Source organism: Tenggerimyces flavus (assembly GCF_016907715.1).
In the GTDB taxonomy this organism is placed as follows: Bacteria; Actinomycetota; Actinomycetes; order Propionibacteriales; family Actinopolymorphaceae; genus Tenggerimyces; species Tenggerimyces flavus.
In genome coordinates this window covers 5,334,381-5,351,233 of the sequence record NZ_JAFBCM010000001.1, presented here as the reverse complement: position 1 = coordinate 5,351,233, position 16,853 = coordinate 5,334,381, and the positions used below count along the sequence as shown (strand labels likewise).

20 protein-coding genes are annotated in these 16,853 nt (G+C 70.2%); 10 read left to right on the top strand and 10 right to left on the bottom strand.

Going from position 1 to position 16,853, the window contains the following annotated elements; genetic code table 11:
* Positions 1-86: 86 nt before the first annotated feature.
* Positions 87-557, bottom strand: coding sequence for a carboxymuconolactone decarboxylase family protein (locus JOD67_RS25060; protein WP_205120138.1), 471 nt, complete (start codon positions 555-557; stop codon positions 87-89).
* Positions 558-638: 81 nt separating this feature from the next.
* Here JOD67_RS25060 and pdxR point away from each other — a divergent pair, with 81 nt between their 5' ends.
* Complete coding sequence (gene pdxR / locus JOD67_RS25055; protein ID WP_205120137.1) at positions 639-2,048, top strand: MocR-like pyridoxine biosynthesis transcription factor PdxR; 1,410 nt, start codon at positions 639-641, stop codon at positions 2,046-2,048.
* Positions 2,049-2,052: 4 nt separating this feature from the next.
* On the opposite strand, the gene JOD67_RS25050 is transcribed toward pdxR, so the two are convergent.
* Entirely contained in the window at positions 2,053-2,643 is a 591-nt protein-coding gene (locus tag JOD67_RS25050; protein ID WP_205120136.1) for an SDR family NAD(P)-dependent oxidoreductase, read from the bottom strand.
* Between the two features lie 60 nt (positions 2,644-2,703).
* On the opposite strand from JOD67_RS25050, the gene JOD67_RS25045 reads away from it, so the two are divergent.
* Entirely contained in the window at positions 2,704-3,063 is a 360-nt protein-coding gene (locus JOD67_RS25045) for a MerR family transcriptional regulator (RefSeq protein WP_205120135.1), read from the top strand.
* Between the two features lie 252 nt (positions 3,064-3,315).
* On the opposite strand, the gene JOD67_RS25040 is transcribed toward JOD67_RS25045, so the two are convergent.
* Positions 3,316-4,089, bottom strand: a complete 774-nt coding sequence (locus JOD67_RS25040; protein WP_205120134.1) for an alpha/beta hydrolase family protein — start codon at positions 4,087-4,089, stop codon at positions 3,316-3,318.
* A gap of 171 nt (positions 4,090-4,260) precedes the next feature.
* Here JOD67_RS25040 and JOD67_RS25035 point away from each other — a divergent pair, with 171 nt between their 5' ends.
* Positions 4,261-5,382, top strand: a complete 1,122-nt coding sequence (locus tag JOD67_RS25035; RefSeq protein WP_205120133.1) for a peptidoglycan recognition protein family protein — start codon at positions 4,261-4,263, stop codon at positions 5,380-5,382.
* Here JOD67_RS25035 and JOD67_RS25030 read toward each other — a convergent pair.
* Complete coding sequence (locus JOD67_RS25030; RefSeq protein ID WP_205120132.1) at positions 5,379-6,338, bottom strand: RNA polymerase subunit sigma-70; 960 nt, start codon at positions 6,336-6,338, stop codon at positions 5,379-5,381. The genes JOD67_RS25035 and JOD67_RS25030 overlap by 4 nt on opposite strands.
* Between JOD67_RS25030 and JOD67_RS25025 the strand changes: the two genes are divergently transcribed.
* The gene (locus JOD67_RS25025; protein WP_205120131.1) at positions 6,337-7,086 is read left to right on the top strand and encodes an SDR family oxidoreductase; all 750 of its coding nucleotides are present in this window, start codon (positions 6,337-6,339) and stop codon (positions 7,084-7,086) included. The genes JOD67_RS25030 and JOD67_RS25025 overlap by 2 nt on opposite strands.
* Here JOD67_RS25025 and JOD67_RS25020 read toward each other — a convergent pair.
* Together JOD67_RS25020 and JOD67_RS25015 are read right to left on the bottom strand one after the other, a co-directional pair.
* Positions 7,083-7,541, bottom strand: coding sequence for an SRPBCC family protein (locus JOD67_RS25020; RefSeq protein WP_205120130.1), 459 nt, complete (start codon positions 7,539-7,541; stop codon positions 7,083-7,085). The genes JOD67_RS25025 and JOD67_RS25020 overlap by 4 nt on opposite strands.
* A 66-nt stretch (positions 7,542-7,607) precedes the next feature.
* Complete coding sequence (locus tag JOD67_RS25015; protein WP_205120129.1) at positions 7,608-8,402, bottom strand: phosphotransferase; 795 nt, start codon at positions 8,400-8,402, stop codon at positions 7,608-7,610.
* Between the two features lie 35 nt (positions 8,403-8,437).
* Between JOD67_RS25015 and JOD67_RS25010 the strand changes: the two genes are divergently transcribed.
* Genes JOD67_RS25010 through JOD67_RS24995 form a run of 4 tightly spaced genes read left to right on the top strand, consistent with a single transcriptional unit; the run spans position 8,438 to position 12,036 of the window.
* The gene (locus JOD67_RS25010; RefSeq protein WP_205120128.1) at positions 8,438-9,007 is read left to right on the top strand and encodes an aquaporin; all 570 of its coding nucleotides are present in this window, start codon (positions 8,438-8,440) and stop codon (positions 9,005-9,007) included.
* Entirely contained in the window at positions 8,949-10,313 is a 1,365-nt protein-coding gene (locus JOD67_RS25005) for an amidase (protein WP_205120127.1), read from the top strand. Before JOD67_RS25010 ends, JOD67_RS25005 begins: the two co-directional genes overlap by 59 nt.
* 13 nt (positions 10,314-10,326) lie before the next feature.
* Positions 10,327-11,517, top strand: a complete 1,191-nt coding sequence (locus JOD67_RS25000; RefSeq protein WP_205120126.1) for an aminoglycoside phosphotransferase family protein — start codon at positions 10,327-10,329, stop codon at positions 11,515-11,517.
* 27 nt (positions 11,518-11,544) lie between these two features.
* The gene (locus tag JOD67_RS24995) at positions 11,545-12,036 is read left to right on the top strand and encodes a metallophosphoesterase family protein (RefSeq protein ID WP_205120125.1); all 492 of its coding nucleotides are present in this window, start codon (positions 11,545-11,547) and stop codon (positions 12,034-12,036) included.
* Here JOD67_RS24995 and JOD67_RS24990 read toward each other — a convergent pair.
* Positions 12,033-13,190, bottom strand: coding sequence for a diaminopimelate decarboxylase family protein (locus JOD67_RS24990; RefSeq protein WP_205120124.1), 1,158 nt, complete (start codon positions 13,188-13,190; stop codon positions 12,033-12,035). The genes JOD67_RS24995 and JOD67_RS24990 overlap by 4 nt on opposite strands.
* 17 nt (positions 13,191-13,207) lie before the next feature.
* On the opposite strand from JOD67_RS24990, the gene JOD67_RS40425 reads away from it, so the two are divergent.
* Entirely contained in the window at positions 13,208-14,449 is a 1,242-nt protein-coding gene (locus JOD67_RS40425; RefSeq protein WP_205120123.1) for a transglutaminase-like domain-containing protein, read from the top strand.
* Here the strand turns inward: JOD67_RS40425 and JOD67_RS24980 are convergent.
* From JOD67_RS24980 to JOD67_RS24970, 3 genes are read right to left on the bottom strand one after another with little or no spacing between them, the layout of a single operon-like run.
* Entirely contained in the window at positions 14,406-14,729 is a 324-nt protein-coding gene (locus tag JOD67_RS24980) for a YciI family protein (RefSeq protein ID WP_205120122.1), read from the bottom strand. The two genes, JOD67_RS40425 and JOD67_RS24980, sit on opposite strands and share 44 nt — an antisense overlap.
* Positions 14,730-14,739: 10 nt before the next feature.
* Positions 14,740-15,321, bottom strand: a complete 582-nt coding sequence (locus JOD67_RS24975; RefSeq protein ID WP_205120121.1) for a dihydrofolate reductase family protein — start codon at positions 15,319-15,321, stop codon at positions 14,740-14,742.
* Between the two features lie 27 nt (positions 15,322-15,348).
* Complete coding sequence (locus tag JOD67_RS24970; protein ID WP_205120120.1) at positions 15,349-15,861, bottom strand: GNAT family N-acetyltransferase; 513 nt, start codon at positions 15,859-15,861, stop codon at positions 15,349-15,351.
* Positions 15,862-15,906: 45 nt separating this feature from the next.
* On the opposite strand from JOD67_RS24970, the gene JOD67_RS24965 reads away from it, so the two are divergent.
* On the top strand, positions 15,907-16,836 hold the full coding sequence (locus JOD67_RS24965) for an SDR family oxidoreductase (protein ID WP_205120119.1): 930 nt from the start codon (positions 15,907-15,909) through the stop codon (positions 16,834-16,836).
* The last annotated feature ends 17 nt before the right edge of the window (positions 16,837-16,853 follow it).

Here is a 16,853-nt window from a genome sequence, read left to right as displayed (position 1 = left end):
GACGACCGAATAAGTTGCTTACGAGTTCCTGACGGGCGCTTCGGGTGCCGGATCGGCGGCGCCACGACCGGATCGGGCCTGTTCGCCTACCCCTCTGGAGCGGCGAACGAGTCGGGGACCGTGCGGGTCGCGACGCAGATCCGGTTCCAGGCGTTGATGGTGGTGACGGCCATGACGAGCTCGGCGAGCCCGGTGTCGCCGACGTGCTTCCCGGTGGCGGCCCAGAGCTCGTCCGGTACGCGGTCCTCGACGTCCGCGATCTTCGTGAGTGACTCCGCGAAGGCCAGGACCGCTCGTTCGAAGTCGTCGAAGCACGGGGCCTCGCGCCACACCGCGACGGCGGCGACCCGGGCGGCCGACTCACCGGCGGCAAGCGCATCGGTGGTGTGCATGTCTACGCAGTAGGCGCAGCCGTTGAGCTGGGAGACCCGGAGTCTGAGCAGGTCGAGCAGCGGCGCGGGTATCGAACTGGAGTTGCGGTCGACGGTGGTGCTGAGGTGCACCATCGCCTTGTAGGTGGCGGGAGCTTGTTCGCTGAGGTTGAGTCGTGCGGTCATGGCGCTCACGCTATTGCTCGGATTGGGTCAGGCGAAGCGCCAATCTTGACCGATCTGATTGGGCCAATGTAGACATCGTCCGTGGACGTGCACATCAGCCTGGCCGGGCGGGGTGACCTGGCGGCGCGGATCTACCGGCAGCTGCTGGAGGCGATCCTGGACGGGCGGTTGCTCGCGGGCGAGCAGCTGCCGCCTTCGCGGGAGCTGGCGCGGCAGTTGGAGGTTTCCCGCAACACGGTGGCGGTGGCGTACGAGCGGCTCACCGCGGAGGGGTTCTGCGAGGCTCGGGTGGGCGCTGGCACGTTCGTCACCGCGCGCCCTGCGTCGTCGGGGACGCGGCGGGCGCCGGTGGGCGACGAGCTGCGGCCGCTCCGCGTGTGGGACTCGGTCGACGTGCGCGCTTCGACCGAGCAGGTGACCGTGCCGTTCGACTTCAGTGTGGGCGTGCCGGACGTTCGGCTGTTCCCGTTCGAGAGCTGGCGGCGGCTGCTGTCGCGGGAGTACCGGCCGTCGATGGTGCAGTCCGCGGTTTACACCGATCCGGCCGGGCATGCAGGGCTGCGTGCGGAGATCGCGCGGTACGTGGGGGTGTCGCGGTCGGTGCGGGCGGGTGCGTCCGACGTTCTGGTCACGCACGGGGCGCAGCAGGCGTTCGACGTGATCGGCCGGGTGCTGGTCGCGCCGCGCAGTGTGGTGGCGGTCGAGGAGCCTGGCTATCCGCCGGCGCGGGAGCTGTTTCGTTCGCTCGGCGCTCGCGTGGTCGGTGTGCCGGTCGACGCTTCCGGGATCTCGATCGAGGCGTTGCCGTCGTCCGCGCGGTTGGTGTACGTGACGCCGTCGCACCAGTTCCCGACCGGGACGCCGATGTCGATGGAACGGCGTTCTGCCTTGCTGGATTGGGCGAACCGGCGGAACGCGGTGATCGTGGAGGACGACTACGACAGCGAGTTCCGGTACTCCGATCGGCCGTTGGAACCGTTGCAGAGCATCGACCGCGGCGGGCGGGTGATCTACGTGGGCTCGTTCTCGAAGACGTTGCTGCCGATGCTCCGGCTCGGCTTCCTGGTGGCGCCGGCGTCGCTGCAACCCGCGCTGCGTAAGGCGAAACAGCTCACCGACTGGCATACCGAGACCCCTCTGCAGGCGGCGTTGGCGCGGTTCATCGCGGAGGGGATGCTGGGTCGGCACGTGCGCAAGGCGACGAAGGAGTACGCGGCGCGGAGGTCGCAGATCGTGTCGGGGCTCGAGCACTACCTCGGCTCGTCGCTGTCCTTGGTGCCTTCGGCGGCGGGGTTGCACGTGTGTGCCCTGGTGCGTCGTCCGGTCTCTGTGTCGTCGGTCGTGGACCGGGCGTTGGAGGCGGGCGTGCGGGTGGAGCCGTTGTCCTCGTACTGCATGGGGTCGCCGGTCGAAGGGTTGGTGATCGGCTACGGGGCGATCGCCTCGGACCGGATCGAGCGGGGGCTGCGTCGCTTGGCGCGGTGCTTCTAGGCTTCTAGAGCGTTCGCTCGCGTTCCCACTGGTGCTTGGGTTGGGTGTGGAGCTGCCAGTAATGCTCGGCGATGGCGTCGGGGTCGTACTTCGTGCCTTTGACGACGTCGCCGCCGATCGTGATGGTGGCGACGTGGAGGTGGTCGTACTCCTCGGCGAGCAGGGTGGTGAGGGTGCGGAGGGCCCCCTTGCCGATGGAGAGTGAGAGGTAGCCCTTGACGGGGTGGGGCATGCCGCCGGTGAGCAGGAACGAGCCGTTCTTCATGCGGGGCGCGAGGTGGGCGGCGGCGGTGAAGGCGCCGCCGACGTTGACCTGGAACGTTCTGGTGAGCTCGTCGGCGGTGATCGTCGCGGGGCCGTCGGGCTGGATGACGGCGGCGTTGTAGACGACGACGTCGGGGATGCCGTGCGCGTCGACGGCTTGGTCCAGCGCCCGCTCCAACCCGTGCACGTCGGCGACGTCGGCGGTGAACGTGACGGCGTCCTTCTTGGGGGTGCGGGCGATGAGGGCGACCGGCATGCCCTCCTTGGCGAACCTGGCGGCGACCGCTCTGCCGACACCCGGGCCGGCTCCGATGACGACGATTCCTGGCATGTCGGTGACGGTAAACTCTCACATGGATGTGAAGGCAAGGGCTTGGAGGCTGGGTTCGATATGCGGATCGGTGAGCTGGCGCGGCGTGCTGGGGTGAGCGAGCGGCTGCTGCGGTACTACGAGGAGCAGTCTTTGCTGCACCCGTCACGACTGCCGAGCGGATACCGGTCGTACGCCGAGTCGGACGTCCTGGCGGTGGGCCGGATCCGTACGTTGCTCGGGGTCGGCCTCTCGACGGCCACCATCGCCGAGCTCCTGCCATGCCTGACGGGCTCGGAGCACCTGATCCCGACGTGCGCTGTCTTGCTGGAGAAGCTGCAGGAGGAACGCGCGCGCATCACCGACACCATCGCGGCGCTCGAAGGTTCCCGCAGTTTGCTCGACAACGTCCTCGCCGCAGCCCCGGCAGAGCTCTCCTAGCCTCAGGACTTCAGGTGTTGGTGGGCGACGCTGGCCTGTGAAAGACGGAAGTGCCTGTCCTGCTGGGGTGGCTCGGGATGGCGACGTCTCCGAGTGATCCGAGCCGGTCGGCACTCCGTGGGTGAGGCGTCGTGTTCGCCTTACGCCGCGAGTGGCCCCGCTACCTGGCGTCCACCCCACGTAAAGCGGCCAATGATCATGTTTACATGATCATTGGCCCCAGGGCGGGGCCGGGACGGTCGAGGCTCCGCCTCAGATCCGCAGGGTGCGGTGCAGGAAGGTGAGGCGGCTCAGGCGGGCTGGTTCGTGGCCGACCAGGTCGTGGCCGCACTCGAACTCGGCGAGCTCCTTGTCGCCCGCCGCCGCGTACCAGAGCTCCTGGACCTCCTCGGCGGGGATCTGGTCCAGCCGGCCGAACTGCAGCAGCAACGTCCGCCGGCCCTCCATCGCGAGGTGGCGGATCGGGTCCGCCTCGCCGACGACCGCGAGGTACGCCGCCTTCTCCGACGCCGGTCGCGAGTGCAGCGACCAGACGAACTCCGCCACCCTCGGCCCGGTCGCCGCGACGACGACGGCGGCGAGGCGGGGCTCGACGCCGGCGAGGATCGCGGCCTGGGTCGCGCCCCAGCTGTGCCCGACGACCCCGAGCCGGTCGGGGTCGACGTCGGCTCGCTGGGTCAGAACGTCGAGCGCGATCCGTTCCAGCGCCACCGCCGTCTCGGCGACCCGAAGGTCGCCCGTCGCGTCGCCGGTGGTCGCGAAGACCGTCTGCGGAAGGATCGCGACCGCGCCCTGGCTGGCGAGGGCGACTGCCTCGTCGAGGAACCGGTCCTTCGTCGCCCCGCCACCATGCGCGTACACCACGCCCGGGAGCGCCTCGTCGGCCTCGGCCGCCGGCCGGACGAGGTACGCGTCGGTTCGGTGCTCGCCGGTCTCGTACGTGATCGTCTCCACGACGACCCCGTCGCGCTCGTACTCCCCGTGGCTTTCGACCTTGACCGGCAGGGACTCGTGCTCGAATGCCATGCCTGCCATCAAACCAGCGCAAGTCGGCTTTGCCTTGGGGAGAAGGCCAAATCCGGCCACGGAAAGAAATCTACAAGTCTCTCCCCGCCAATAATCTTCGGTCGTACAGTGCGCGAGGACGAGTTCTTACGTGCCACGCAGGATCAGCCAGGACCAGCAGGAGGGACAACCATGGGCGACCAGGTCGAGCCCGGTCGACGGACCGTGCTGAAGGCCGGCGTCGGCGTCGCGGCCGCGGCGTTCGTCGGGACCGGCATCGTGAGCGCTCCGGCGGCGCAGGCGGCGCCCAGCCAGAAGTTCCCGTGGATCATCGACTGCGACGGCTGGGGCGCCCGGCCGCCCGCCGGCGAGCTGCCGCTGAGCGCGATCCCGACGAACAAGATCATCCTGCACCACATGGCGTTCCCGAACGTGACGGATTACTCCCGTGCACAGGGCATCAAGCTCGCGAAGGACTGCCAGAACCTGCACATGGACGGCAACGGCTGGACCGACACCGGGCAGCACTTCACGATCAGCCGCGGCGGGTACGTGATGGAGGGGCGGCGCGGCAGCCTCGCCCAGCTCGACACCGGCGGCAATCAGGTCATCTCCGCGCACTGTCCCGGAGAGAACGGCCGGTCGATCGGCATCGAGCACGAGGGCACGTACATCACCGACATCCCGACGGAGGCGTTGATCGACTCGTCGGTGCAGCTGTGCGTGGCGATCTGCGAGCAGTACGGGCTGCACGGGTACGACCTGTTCGGCCACTGGGACTTCCGGCACACGCAGTGCCCGGGCATCGCGTTCTACTCGATGTTCCCGGCGATCAAGCGTCGCGTTGCTCGCGGCCTCGGCGAGGCGATGAAGGACGCGCCGGAGCGGCGTTGGCCGGACGTGTGGCGGTTCGTGAACAGCGAGTCGGTCCGGACGGCGCAGTACCTGCTGAACTCGCGCGGCTACACCCTCACCACCGACGGCGCGTTCGGTCCGATGACGGTGGCAGCGGTGCAGGACTGGCAGTCGCGGCAGGGCATCCCGGTCGACATCGACGCGACGCTGACGCCTTCGACCTGGGAGACGCTCGTCCAGGTCCTACGCCCGGGCGCGACGAGCCCGGCGATCTCCGCGGTGCAGTCGATGCTGGCGATGAAGGGCTTCGGGACGACGGTGAACGGGGCGTACGACAACGTCACGTTCAACGCCGTCCAGCGACTGCAGCGCCTGCACGGTCTGCGCCCGAACGGCGAACTGACCGAGTCGACGTGGTGCGCCCTCGTCGGCGGCACCGTCCGGGAGTCCTTCCGCTAGATCAGCGTCTGCGGGAGGGCGAAGAACGGGATGACGGTTTCGTCGAAGCGGGTCATGGCGGCGATGTGGTCGCCTCTCACCGTGAGGACGATGAGGCCGGTTGCTTGGCCGTGCACGTACGTCCCGAACGCGGGTTGGCCGTTCGCGCGTGTCGGGAGCAGCCGGTAGCGGCGGGTGGTGAAGAGGTTTGCGCAGAAGGTGCGGGCTGCTTCGCGGCCGACGTACTCGTACGGCATCGGCGGCATCGAGATGAACACGTCGTCGGTGAGCAGGTCGACCAGCGCCTCGAGGTCGGCTGACTCGTACGCCGCCACGAAGCGTGCCGCCAGCGCCTCGTCGGCCGGCGACGGCACGACAGGAGTCGCGGGGAGTCGGGCACGCGCACGCTTCAGCGCACTCTCCACGGACGACACCGTCGTGTCCAGCATCGACGCCACCTCCAGCGCCGGGAAGTCGAGCACGTCCCGCAGCACCAGCACCGCTACTTGGCGGGGCGGCAGCAACTGTAACGCCGTGACGAACGCCAGCGACAGCGACTCCGTCCGCTCGTAATCGAGCGCCGCGTCCGGGTACGGCTGCAGCCACACCACCTCGCCGAGACGCGAAGGCTCCGGCAGCGTCACTCCCGGAACGTTCCACGCCACCGCGGGCCGCCGCCGAGCAGAGCGCAGCGCGTTCAGGCAGCGGTTCGTGGCGATCCGGTACAGCCACGTCCGCAGCGACGCCCGCCCTTCGAACGACCCGAACGACTGCCACGCCGCGAGCAGCGTGTCCTGCAAGGCGTCCTCGGCGTCCTGGTACGACCCCAGCATCCGGTAGCAGTGCACGTGCAGCTCACGCCGGTACGGCGAGGTCAAGGCATCGAACGCCTCGCCGTCGGAAATCTCCGCCACCCGCCCAGTCTGGCAACGCCGCGGTGTCTGCACGAGCAACGCACCCGAAAGGACACCCACCATGCTCGAAGGCAAGGTCGCCGTCATCTACGGCGCGGGCGGCGCGATCGGCGGCGCCGTCGCCCGCGAGGGCGCCCGGCTCTTCCTCACCGGCCGCAACCCCAGCACGTTCGAAGCGCTCGCCAAGGAGACCAACGCCGCGGCGGCCGAGGTCGACGCCACCGACGAACGAGCGGTCGAGGACCACCTGAGCACCCTCGACCGAGTCGACATCTCGTTCAACGCGATCGGACTCTCGGACCCGACCCTGCTCGGCACCCCGCTCACCGACCTGGACCTCGCGACGTTCACGCAGCCGATCACGACCTGGGTGAGCTCGTACTTCCTCACCGCTCGCCTCGCCGCCAGGCGCATGCTCGAGCACAAGCAAGGTGTGCTCATGACCGTCACCACGCTCCACTCGCGGACCGGCCTGCCGCTCGTCGGCGGCTACGGTCCGGCGATGGCGGCCAAGGAGGCGCTGACCCGCGAGCTGTCCGCCGAGCTCGCACCGCACGGGATCCGCGCGGTCGGGCTGCGGCCGAACGCCATCCCCGAAGCCGCCACGACCCGGGCGGCGTTCATCCCGCGGGCGAAGGCGATGGGGATGAGCTGGGAGCAGTTCCAGGAGGTCCTTGCCAGCAGGACGCACCCGAAGCGCCTGACGACGCTCGCCGAGGTGGGCGACACCGCCGCGTTCCTGGCATCGGACCGGGCGAGCGGAATGACCGGGACGACCGTCAACCTCACGATGGGCTGCCTCGACGACTAGGCGTAGATCGCTTCGAGCTTGTCCAGGCACTGCTCGAGACCGCCCCGCGAGATCGCGGCGGCCTCGGCTGAGGCGTAGCCGAACTCGACGACGGTCAGCGTGGTGCCGCCCTCGGGAAGGGCCGAGAACGTCACCACGTGCGGCACCTCGTTCGGGATGTCGGGCATCGGCGGATCGTGTGGCGCACCGTCCTTGTCGGTGAAGCGCAGTACGTACTCGATCCGCTCGTGCGGGACGATCCGGCTGTACGTCCACGTGTTGTAGATCTCGCCGAAGCCCGGCGCGGTCATCGAGACGAGCGTCCGGCCGCCCTCACGGAGGTCGACGTCGGCGGTTGGACAGGTGAAGCCCTGCGGACCCCACCACCGCTTGAGGTAGTCGGACGACTCCCACGCCTTCCAGACCTCGGCGGGTGGGACGGGCAGCGTTCGCGTCGAGCTCACGTCGTGTGTCATGACGCCAGCCTGCTCCGGCGCCGCGCTGTGCGGATCCGTATCGGCCACGTGTCCGCCACGCGCCGGCTACGCGGCCTCGTGCGCAGCGGTCCAGGCACGCACCGGAGCGAGCTCCTCGGCGGAGCAGCGCGCCGCCAGGTCGCGGAGCATCGCCCGGCCCGCCCACGCCAGGCAGGAAGCCGGGATCGAGGACGCCTCCGGGCCGTAGCCGGCCGCCCACCCCGCTGCCAGCTCGGCGACACCCTTGCGTTCGACAGGGGAGAGCTGGGAGAGCGCCGGGTCGATGGTGAGCAACGTGTGCGTGCGGGCCAGGTCGGCGTACGGATGCCCAGCCCGCGCGTTGTCCCAGTCGAGCACCGCTGTCAACGCGCCGTTGTCGACGAGCACGTTGAGCGGATGCCAGTCCAGGTGCAGCAATGCGTCGCCGTCGGGCAGCCCGGACGAGTCGATGGGGTACGTCGGCGGTCCGAAGGGGTCGTCCTTCACCCGGGGCAGCGACGCCGGAGCCGTGATCCCATGGATGTGGCGCTGGGTGATCCCGAGCTGCCGGCCCATCTCGCCAGCTGAGGAAGGGTCGCGGGTGAGGGCCTCCGGAACGCTCAAGCCGGACATCCACTCGAACAGCAGCGCATGCCCGTTCGTCCAGTCCGCTTGGCGAATCAGCGCCGGCACCGGCAGTCCCGCACCGCGCGCGGCGTCCATCGTGGCGAGCACGCCCACCACCGCCGATGCGGCCGACACGAGCCGGAGGGCGTACGTCGAAGCCCCGACCGAGACCCGGAACAGCTCCCCGGTCGCGCCGGTCGTTGGCTCGCACGGAGCGTCGGCGGGCAGGCCGACAGCGGTGAGCGCCGAAGTCATGATCGGCAACGTACACTCCGCAAACGGCCAGGACCGTGACACCGCGAGGGGTTCGCGCCCACTTCAACCCGGTCGTCTCCGCCGCCGACGCCTGGCTCGGCCGCGGCAAAGGCGGCCTGAGGAGCAAGGAACTCGCGGCGTACGTCGGTGCCCAGGTCGTCGGCGGCATCGGCGGCGCGCTGCTCGCGAACGCGATGTTCGCTGTACCGCTCGGCTGGTCGACGACGCAGCGCGGCGGGGTCGGCCAGTGGCTGGGGGAGTTCGTCGCCACCGCCGGGCTGGTGTTCCTGATCTTCGCGCTGGTCCGGTCCGACCGGGCCGGATCCGCACCGGCGGCGGTCGGCGCGTACATCGGCGCGGCGTACTGGTTCACCTCGTCGACGTCGTTCGCCAACCCCGCCGTGACGATCGCGCGGGCGTTCAGCGATACCTTCGCTGGTATAGCGCCGGGATCCATCCTGCTGTTCGTCGTCGCCCAGCCAGCCGGGCGTACCACGCGAGCTGACCGGTTGATCCGCCCGGCAGACCTTGCGAGGATGCGCGACCATGACCGATCTCACCGCCCGCTCACTCAGCGAACTCGTCCAGGCACTGTCGGCCGGTGAGGTGACCGCGACCGAGGTCGTCCAGGCGCACCTGGACCGGATCGCCGAGCTCAACCCGCGGCTGAACGCGCTGACGCCGATCGACGCCGAGGCCGTTCTCGCCGCGGCCGCCACGGCGGAAGGACCGCTCGGCGGCGTCCCGTTCACCGTGAAGGAGAACCTCGACGTCGCCGGCTCGGCCACGACGTGGGGACTGCCCGCGCTCGCGGGCGCCATCGCGCAGACCGACGCGCCGGCCGTCTCGCGGTTGAGGCAGGCGGGTGGCGTCCCGATCGGCCGCGGGAACATGCCGGACTTCGCGCTGCGGTGGCACACCGACAGCTCGCTGCGCGGGCAGACGCTCAACCCCTGGTCGCCGGACGTGTCGCCCGGCGGTTCGAGCGGCGGCGAGGCCGCAGCCGTCGCGAGCGGCATGAGCCCGCTCGGGTTGTGCTCCGACTACGGCGGCTCGGTCCGCGTACCGGCCGCCGCCTGCGGAGTCGTCGGGCTCAAGCCGACGCCCGGCCGGATCCCGGCCGCAAACGCGCCGACCTCCGGCGTCCCCAACCTCGGGCAGCAGCTGATGGCGACGCTGGGTGTGGTCGTCCGTACGGTGGCCGACGCGGCGCTCGCGTTCGGGTTGCTCGCCGGAGCTGACCCGCGCGACCCGGCGAGTACGCCGATCCCGTTCACCCCCGGCCGGGAAGGCGGTCCGCTCCGGGTCGGCATCACGACCAACGCCTGCGACGCCGAGGTCGGCGGCGCGATCCAGCGCGCTGCCGAGCTGCTCGCGAAGGCCGGCCACCACGTCGAGACCGCCGAGCCGCCGATCGTCGACGCCGCCGACTCGTGGCTGAACGAGACCGTCACCGAGATCTCGGTCGGCACGCTCCCGCTGATGCGCCAGGCGGGCGGTCCCGCTGCGAACCAGATCGTCGACGAGATGCTGCGGCTCCGCCCGCCGCTGGACCTCGCCGGCTACCAGGGACTGTTCCCCGCGCGGCTGCTGCTGGCGCGGGCGTGGAGCGCGTGGTTCGCCGAGTACGACGTGCTGCTCGGTCCGGTCTCCGGCCGGCCGACGCCGGCGCCTGGGTACGACCTCGAGCCCGGCTCGCTGGACCAGCTTCGCGAGGACATGCTGCTGACGTTGGCGGTGAGCGCGATGGGCCTGCCGGCGGTCAGCCTGCCCGCCGGTCTGGACAGCCGCGGCGCTCCGCTCGCCGTGCAGATCGTGTCGTGGCGCTACCGCGAGAACGTCTGCCTCGACGTCGCCGCCGAGCTGGAGCGCTCGTTCGGTTCCCTCGCGCCACCCCCAGCAATCGGCTGACAGACTCGCCGGCATGGAGCATCGGATCGTCCACGCCCTGGTGAGCGTCGATGGACAGTACGTGGGCACCGCGCCGCCGTTCGAGGACGCCATCCCCTGGTGGGGCGAGGTCGCGGACCTCACCGCGCACCTGGACGCGTTGCTCGGCGTTCCGACCGCGGTGCTGCGGGTCGCCCCGACCGCCGGCCAGTCGCAGCCGGGCGGGCACGTGCGGTACCACGTCGAGGCCTACGGCACCCCACGTGCGGGCGTGCTCGACCCGACACCGCCATCCGACTGGGCAGAGATCGTCCGTCCGCAGCCGCTGCGCGCGAACTGGGCGGAGATCGGCGGGCCGCGGCGGATGGTGGAGTGGGCGGGCGGCATCGTTCCGCTGGCCGGCAAACCCGTCCAGGTGAAGACGTGGAACCTCTCCTGCCTCCTCCGGCTGCCGATCTCGGACGGCCTGGCCTGGGCGAAGGCGACGAGCGCTTTCGCGTCGGCGGACGGCGACATCATCCGGCACGTCCGGGCGTGCGACCCGTCGCTGGCTCCTGAGCCGATCGCCGTGGATCTGGAACGTCGATGGTCGTTGCTCGCGCACGCGCCGGGTGAAGACTGCTGGGAGCCGGACGACGCGACGGTCGAGCTGGTGCTTCGGCGCTGGGTCTCGGTGCAGGGCGTTCTCGCCCACCAGGTGGGCTCGATCGATGCGCCTGCGACGCCGTCGAACGGATTCCCGGCAGCGCTCGACGAGCTGGTCGAACGGGTCGCCGCCGACCTCACGCCGGCCGACCGGGAAGGCGTCGCGGCGTTGACCGCGCGGCTCCCTTCGTTGCTTTCCCAGCTGGACTCGGCAGGGCTCCCGCACACAGTTGTGCACGGCGACTTCCACCCGGGCAACTGGCGGTCGGACGGGCTCCACCGGAAGATCGTCGACTGGGCGGACGCGTACCTCGGCCACCCGGCCGCCGACATCGACCGGCTCGTCGGGCGAGTGCCTCCCGAGCAGGGTGCGCTGGCGGAGAAGATCTGGGCCGACGCGTGGCGTGCGACGGCTCCGGGCTCCGACCCGGCGGCCGCGATCGCGCCGATGGCGGTGCTGTCGAAACTGGTACGCGGCGTTCTGTACCAGCGGTTCCTGGACAACATCGAGCCGGACGAGCGGATCTACCACGAGGGCGACCCGCTCGCGATGATCCGCGAGGCGGTCGAGGCGATCTAGCCTCATCCCTGGCGCCATGATGTGCGCATGAAGGTCGTCGCGATCTCCGACACACACGCGCCGCGCCGGTGGCGGACGATGCCGGCCGCGGTCGCCGCGCAGCTGGACGGCGCGGAGCTGATCCTGCACGCCGGTGACGTGTGTGTGCCGAGCGTGCTCGACGAGCTGGCCGCGTTCGCGCCGGTGCACGTCGTGCAGGGCAACAACGACGGTCCGGACGTCGCGGCGTGGGGCGCTCCCGAGACGCTCGAGGTGACGATCGAGGGTCTGCGGGTGGGCATGATCCACGACGCCGGGCACAAGGACGGCCGAGCCGCGCGGATGCGGCGGCTGTTTCCCGAAGCCGGCTTGGTCGTCTTCGGGCACTCGCACATTCCCCTGGATCAGTCGGGCTACGGCGTACGCATCCTCAACCCTGGTTCGCCCACGGATCGTCGCCGGCAGCCGCATGGCACGCTCGGCGTCCTCGAGATCGCGGACGGCGCGCTGGTCTCCGCGCGTCTCGTCGAGGTGACCTAGCCGAGATCGCGCTCCATCAGGTCGTTCTCGGTCCCTCTTCGGACGACGACCTTCGCCGTGCCGCCGTTGACGGCGATCACCGGCGGGCGGCCGACGAGGTTGTACGACGAGGCCATCGAGTGGTGGTAGGCGCCGGTCGTCGCGACCGCGAGGAGGTCGCCCGGGTGGGTGTGGGTGGGGAGCAGGACGTCGTGCGCGATGACGTCGCCGGCTTCGCAGTACCTGCCGACCACGCTCATGGGTTCCATCCGGCTGTTGTCGGCGCGGCTCAGCGACCGCACGGTGTAGCGGGCTTGGTAGAGCGCGGGGCGCGGGTTGTCGCCGAGCCCGCCGTCGACGGCGACGTAGCACCGCCCGTTCGGCAGGCGCTTCACCGACACAAGGCGGTAGACGGTGACGCCGGCTCGGGCGGCGATCGCGCGACCTGGTTCGAGGCTGAGGCGCGGTACGTCGATGCGCAGCTTGGCGCAGACCTCGTTCACCTTGCGGTGGACGTGGTCGGCGAACGTACTCAGGTAGAACGGCGGATCCTCTGCCTCGTACCGCACGGGGTGGCCGCCGCCGAGGTCGAGGTCGGCGAGCGCGGCGCCGTACTCGCCCTGCAGGGTCGCGGCGAGGGTGAGCACGCGCTCGATCGCCTGGTCGAACGCGGTCGGGTCGGTGATCTGCGAGCCGAGGTGGCAGTGCAGCCCGGCGAACTCCAGCAGCGGTTGCTCGACGATCCTTCGTACCGCCTCGTGGACCGCGCCGCCGGACCAGGGCAGGCCGAACTTCTGGTCCACGACGCCGGTGTTGATGGCCGCGTGGGTGCGCGGGTCGACGCCGGGGGTGACGCACCAGAACGCCTTGGCGGCGTAGATGATCTCGGCGTTCGGGAAGGCCTCCTTGTACCAGCGGCAGCGGGCGCGGAGGTCTTGCTCGTCGACCACGTAGGCGGCGGTGCCGAAGCGTTCGGCGAGCTGCACCAGGCTGACGCCGCCGACGTGCAGGTCGCCGAGGGCGCCCTGCTCGGTGGTGAGTGGCCAGGGCGCGCCGTCGCGGATCGTGTACGTGCACCCGCAACACCTGAGGTGAAGGATCCATGCCTGCGACGCTAGGACCGCGTGCCTCGGAAGGACCTTGAGCTTGACGTGATCTTGACGGCTTCGCGTCAAGCCTTCACGATCTCCGGGTGACAGCTCATGAGTCGCCCTACGCGCAGGTGCCCGTCGACCCTGCGCTCGCGCGGCTCCGGCTGCTCGCCGAGGGGTTCCTGCGGGACAAGGCGGACGAGGACCTGCTGGGGCTGGTCTCCGAGCTGCGGTCGGACGCCGAGGTGTGGCCGCACCTGTGGGCGCCGGGCTGCGCTCTCGCGGCGGCGCGGTTGGGGCGGGCGGGGGAGGCGCGGAAGCTGCTCGACGAGGCTCTCGCTGCGGGCTTCTGTCAGCCTTCGCTGTTCGGTGAGGAGCTTGCCGAGTGGTTCGGCGACCAGGACGGGTTGGTCCGGAGCGTTCCACCGCCTTCGGTCGAGTTGCTCTCCTTCCCGGACCCGGCTCCGCACGTTCCGCTCGAGTTCGAGCGCATCGCCGGCGATCGCGTGGCCCTGCTCCGGGAGCTGCTGCCGCCGGTTCACGCGAGTGCCTGGGCGACCGCTAAGGCGTTGTTGACCTGGGTGCACACGCGGTGGGAGCACGCGAACGACCACGTCGAGCTGATCGACGCCGTACACGTGCTGGAGCGCGTGGCCGCGGGGGAGCGGTTCGCGTGCGTCGAGTACAGCATCGTGCTGACCCAGGCGCTGAACGCGGTCGGCATCCCCGCGCGGCGCGTGTTCCTCTACAGCCGTGACCACCACGTGGGCCTCGGGCGGTCGCATGTCGTGTCGGAGGCGTGGATCGACGACCTTGGCCGGTGGGTGATCCTCGACGGGCAGAACGGCGCCTATTGGTCAACCCAGCAAGGCGATCCACTCGGCCTGCCGGCGCTCCGCCACGGTCTCCTCAAGGGCGGCGAGGTGCCGCGCATGAACGGGCTCGTCGAGAGCTACGACGAGGCGACGGCGTCGGCTTGGTGGCAATACTTCGCGAGCGGCTGGACGACGGGTGTCGCCTGGGGCGATGGTGCGTCGTTCGTGCCCGTCGTTCAGCAGCTGCGGCTGATGCGGCCCGAGCGCGTCGTCCGCGATCCCGCGGTGGCGTACCCGTCGATGCACGACGTGGCCGTCGGGCTGGCCGGGACCGTGCGCGAGCCGGTGTTGACGTTCACATCGTCGCATCCGTACGTGCGCGGGGTCCTTGGCACGCTGGAGCTGTCGGCTGGGGAGCACGTGGCGCCTCTCGCCGTCGTGACGCCGTACGGAGAGTTCCCGGCTGGCGAGGTGCGCTACCGCGTCACCGTGCCCAGTCCAGAGAGCGGACCTCGACCGGCAGGGTAGCGGCGTCGCTCAGGCGCTTGGCCCAGTCGAGGGCCTCGTCGTACGTGCCGACGTCGATGACCACGAAGCCGCCGACGTGTTCCTTGCCCTCGACGTATGGGCCGTCGGTGACGAGGCCCTTCCGTACGACCCGCGCGCCCGAGCCGAGGCCGCCGGCGAAGACCCAGGCGCCGGCGGCCTTGCCCGCGGCCTCGACCGCGTCGACGTCGCGCGCGACCTGGCCGACGTCGTCGACCGGGTCGTGGTCGGGCTGGTAGATGCTGAGCAGGTACTGCGTCATGTGCACCTTCCTACCTGGTCGGGCGGTACGTCGCGATGACCACGCCGCTGCCGGCTGTCACGACGTCGACGAGGCCGAGCTTCGCCTGCGCACCGTCGGGGAACATCCGCTTGCCCTTGCCGAGGACGATCGGGAACGTGAGCAGCTGGTACTCGTCGACCAGGTCGTGCTCGCGGAGCGTCTGGAGCAGCTGGCCGCTGCCGAAGACGACGAGGTCGGCGCCGTCCTCGTGCTTCAGCTTGGCGACGGCTTCGGGCACGTCGTCGAGGATGACCGTATGCGCCCACGTGCCCTCGCGGAGAGTGGTGGACGCGACGTACTTGGGCATCCTGTTCATCGCCGCGACCGCGGGGTCGTCCTCGGACTGGTGCGGCCAGATGGAGGCGAAGGCCTCGTACGTCTTCCGCCCGAGCAGCATGCCGCCCGCCTTCGTCGTCGCCTCCTTCATGACGCGTGCGACGGTCTCGTCGACGTACGGCGGCACCCAGCCGCCACGGTCGAAGCCACCCTCGGTGTCCTCGTCGGGGAAGAGGACGGACTGGATGACTCCATCGAGCGACTGGAAGTTGACGACGACGATGCGGCGGCTCATGGCTGGATCCTTCCCGTGGTGGGGTTGTCACCCTTCACACGGTCGGGCGTCGCCGTTCTCGACATTTCGCGCCAGGTAGAGCATCGGGAAGGTTTCGCCCGGCGGCGGGTCGATGTCGGTGTAGCCGAGGCGGCGGTAGAAGTCGATGACCTGCTTCCGGCTGGGGAGGACATCGAGGACGACCCGCCGCATGCCTCGTTCCGCGGCGCGCTCATGCAGGTGCTCCATCAGCCGCCGGCCGACACCGTTCGAGCGGTGCTCGGGTCGTACGTACAGCCGCTTGACCTCGCCTGGTGCCTTGAGTCCGACGACGCCGGCGGGCTCGCCGTCGACGTACGCGACCAGCACGAACCCCGGCTCGGGATAGGCCGCCGCGAGGTCCTCGCACTCGACCCGCAGGCTCGGGGGCAGATCCGTCACCCGCTCCGGCACCGGCCGGTCGATCTCGACGGCCGTGAGCGCGAAGTACTCGAACACCAAGGTGGTGGCGTCCCGTTGTCGCGCGGGATCGCCCAGCTCCACGACCTCGACCCCCGTCATCGCTTCCTCCCAGACCTGTCGGTGCGGAGTGGCATCGTCCCAGGCATGACGAGAGCACTCGAAGGACAGGTCGCCCTGGTGACCGGCGCGACCCGCGGCGCCGGCCGCGGGATCGCGATCGAGCTCGGCGTCGCGGGCGCGACCGTGTACTGCACGGGGCGGACGACGCGCGCCCAGCGATCGCCGCTGAACCGGCCGGAGACCATCGAGGAGACCGCCGAGCTCGTGAACGAGGCCGGCGGCACCGGCATCGCCGTGCAGGTCGACCACATGGACATCGAGCAGGTGCGCGCGCTGGTCGCGCGGATCGAGCAGGAGCAGAACGGGCGGATCGACCTGCTGGTCAACGACATCTGGGGTGGGCAGGGGGAGCTGACCGACAACCACGCCAAGCCGTTCTGGGAGCACGATCTCGAGCACCGGCTCGGGATCCTCCGCAACGCGGTCGACACGCACGTGATCACCAGCTGGTTCGTCGCGCCGCTGATGGCGAAACGCCAGAAGGGCTTGATGATCGGCATCACCGACGGCGCGCCGGACATGTACCACGACAACCTGTTCTACGACCTGTGCAAGAAGTCGGTGATGCGGCTGGCTGTGGGCTATGGCACCGACGGCAAGCCGTACGGGATCACCGGCGTGGCGATCTCGCCCGGGTGGCTGCGCTCGGAGGAGATGCTCGAGTGGGCCGAGGTCACCGAGGAGAACTGGCAGGACTACTACTGGCGCGACCCGGAGCACCGCCACAGCTTCTGGCTCCGGTCGGAGAGCCCGCGCTTCACCGGTCGCGCGGTGGTCGCGCTGGCGAGCGATCCCGAGGTGGCGCGATGGAACTGCCGGACGATGTACGCGGAGCAACTCTCGGTGGAGTACGGGTTCACCGATCTGAACGGCGTGACACCAGGGCAGGGGATCTACAGCGCAGCGGTGATCGATGGCCAGGCACTACGGCGGGAGGACTACCTGCCGCGATAAGCGGTGTGAGTCATGAC

What these genes read in the sequence shown, in the direction of transcription:
- JOD67_RS24980 (WP_205120122.1), bottom strand. Translation starts at nt 14,729, where the DNA reads ATGACGCAGTACCTGCTCAGCATCTACCAGCCCGACCACGACCCGGTC.
- JOD67_RS24965 (WP_205120119.1), top strand. Translation starts at nt 15,907, where the DNA reads ATGACGAGAGCACTCGAAGGACAGGTCGCCCTGGTGACCGGCGCGACC.
- JOD67_RS25025 (WP_205120131.1), top strand. Translation starts at nt 6,337, where the DNA reads ATGCTCGAAGGCAAGGTCGCCGTCATCTACGGCGCGGGCGGCGCGATC.
- JOD67_RS25005 (WP_205120127.1), top strand. Translation starts at nt 8,949, where the DNA reads ATGACCGATCTCACCGCCCGCTCACTCAGCGAACTCGTCCAGGCACTG.
- JOD67_RS24975 (WP_205120121.1), bottom strand. Translation starts at nt 15,321, where the DNA reads ATGAGCCGCCGCATCGTCGTCGTCAACTTCCAGTCGCTCGATGGAGTC.
- JOD67_RS25015 (WP_205120129.1), bottom strand. Translation starts at nt 8,402, where the DNA reads ATGACTTCGGCGCTCACCGCTGTCGGCCTGCCCGCCGACGCTCCGTGC.
- JOD67_RS25020 (WP_205120130.1), bottom strand. Translation starts at nt 7,541, where the DNA reads ATGACACACGACGTGAGCTCGACGCGAACGCTGCCCGTCCCACCCGCC.
- JOD67_RS24995 (WP_205120125.1), top strand. Translation starts at nt 11,545, where the DNA reads ATGAAGGTCGTCGCGATCTCCGACACACACGCGCCGCGCCGGTGGCGG.
- JOD67_RS25050 (WP_205120136.1), bottom strand. Translation starts at nt 2,643, where the DNA reads ATGCCAGGAATCGTCGTCATCGGAGCCGGCCCGGGTGTCGGCAGAGCG.
- JOD67_RS25040 (WP_205120134.1), bottom strand. Translation starts at nt 4,089, where the DNA reads ATGGCATTCGAGCACGAGTCCCTGCCGGTCAAGGTCGAAAGCCACGGG.
- JOD67_RS24970 (WP_205120120.1), bottom strand. Translation starts at nt 15,861, where the DNA reads ATGACGGGGGTCGAGGTCGTGGAGCTGGGCGATCCCGCGCGACAACGG.
- JOD67_RS25045 (WP_205120135.1), top strand. Translation starts at nt 2,704, where the DNA reads ATGCGGATCGGTGAGCTGGCGCGGCGTGCTGGGGTGAGCGAGCGGCTG.
- JOD67_RS25060 (WP_205120138.1), bottom strand. Translation starts at nt 557, where the DNA reads ATGACCGCACGACTCAACCTCAGCGAACAAGCTCCCGCCACCTACAAG.
- JOD67_RS25035 (WP_205120133.1), top strand. Translation starts at nt 4,261, where the DNA reads ATGGGCGACCAGGTCGAGCCCGGTCGACGGACCGTGCTGAAGGCCGGC.
- JOD67_RS25030 (WP_205120132.1), bottom strand. Translation starts at nt 6,338, where the DNA reads ATGGTGGGTGTCCTTTCGGGTGCGTTGCTCGTGCAGACACCGCGGCGT.
- JOD67_RS25000 (WP_205120126.1), top strand. Translation starts at nt 10,327, where the DNA reads ATGGAGCATCGGATCGTCCACGCCCTGGTGAGCGTCGATGGACAGTAC.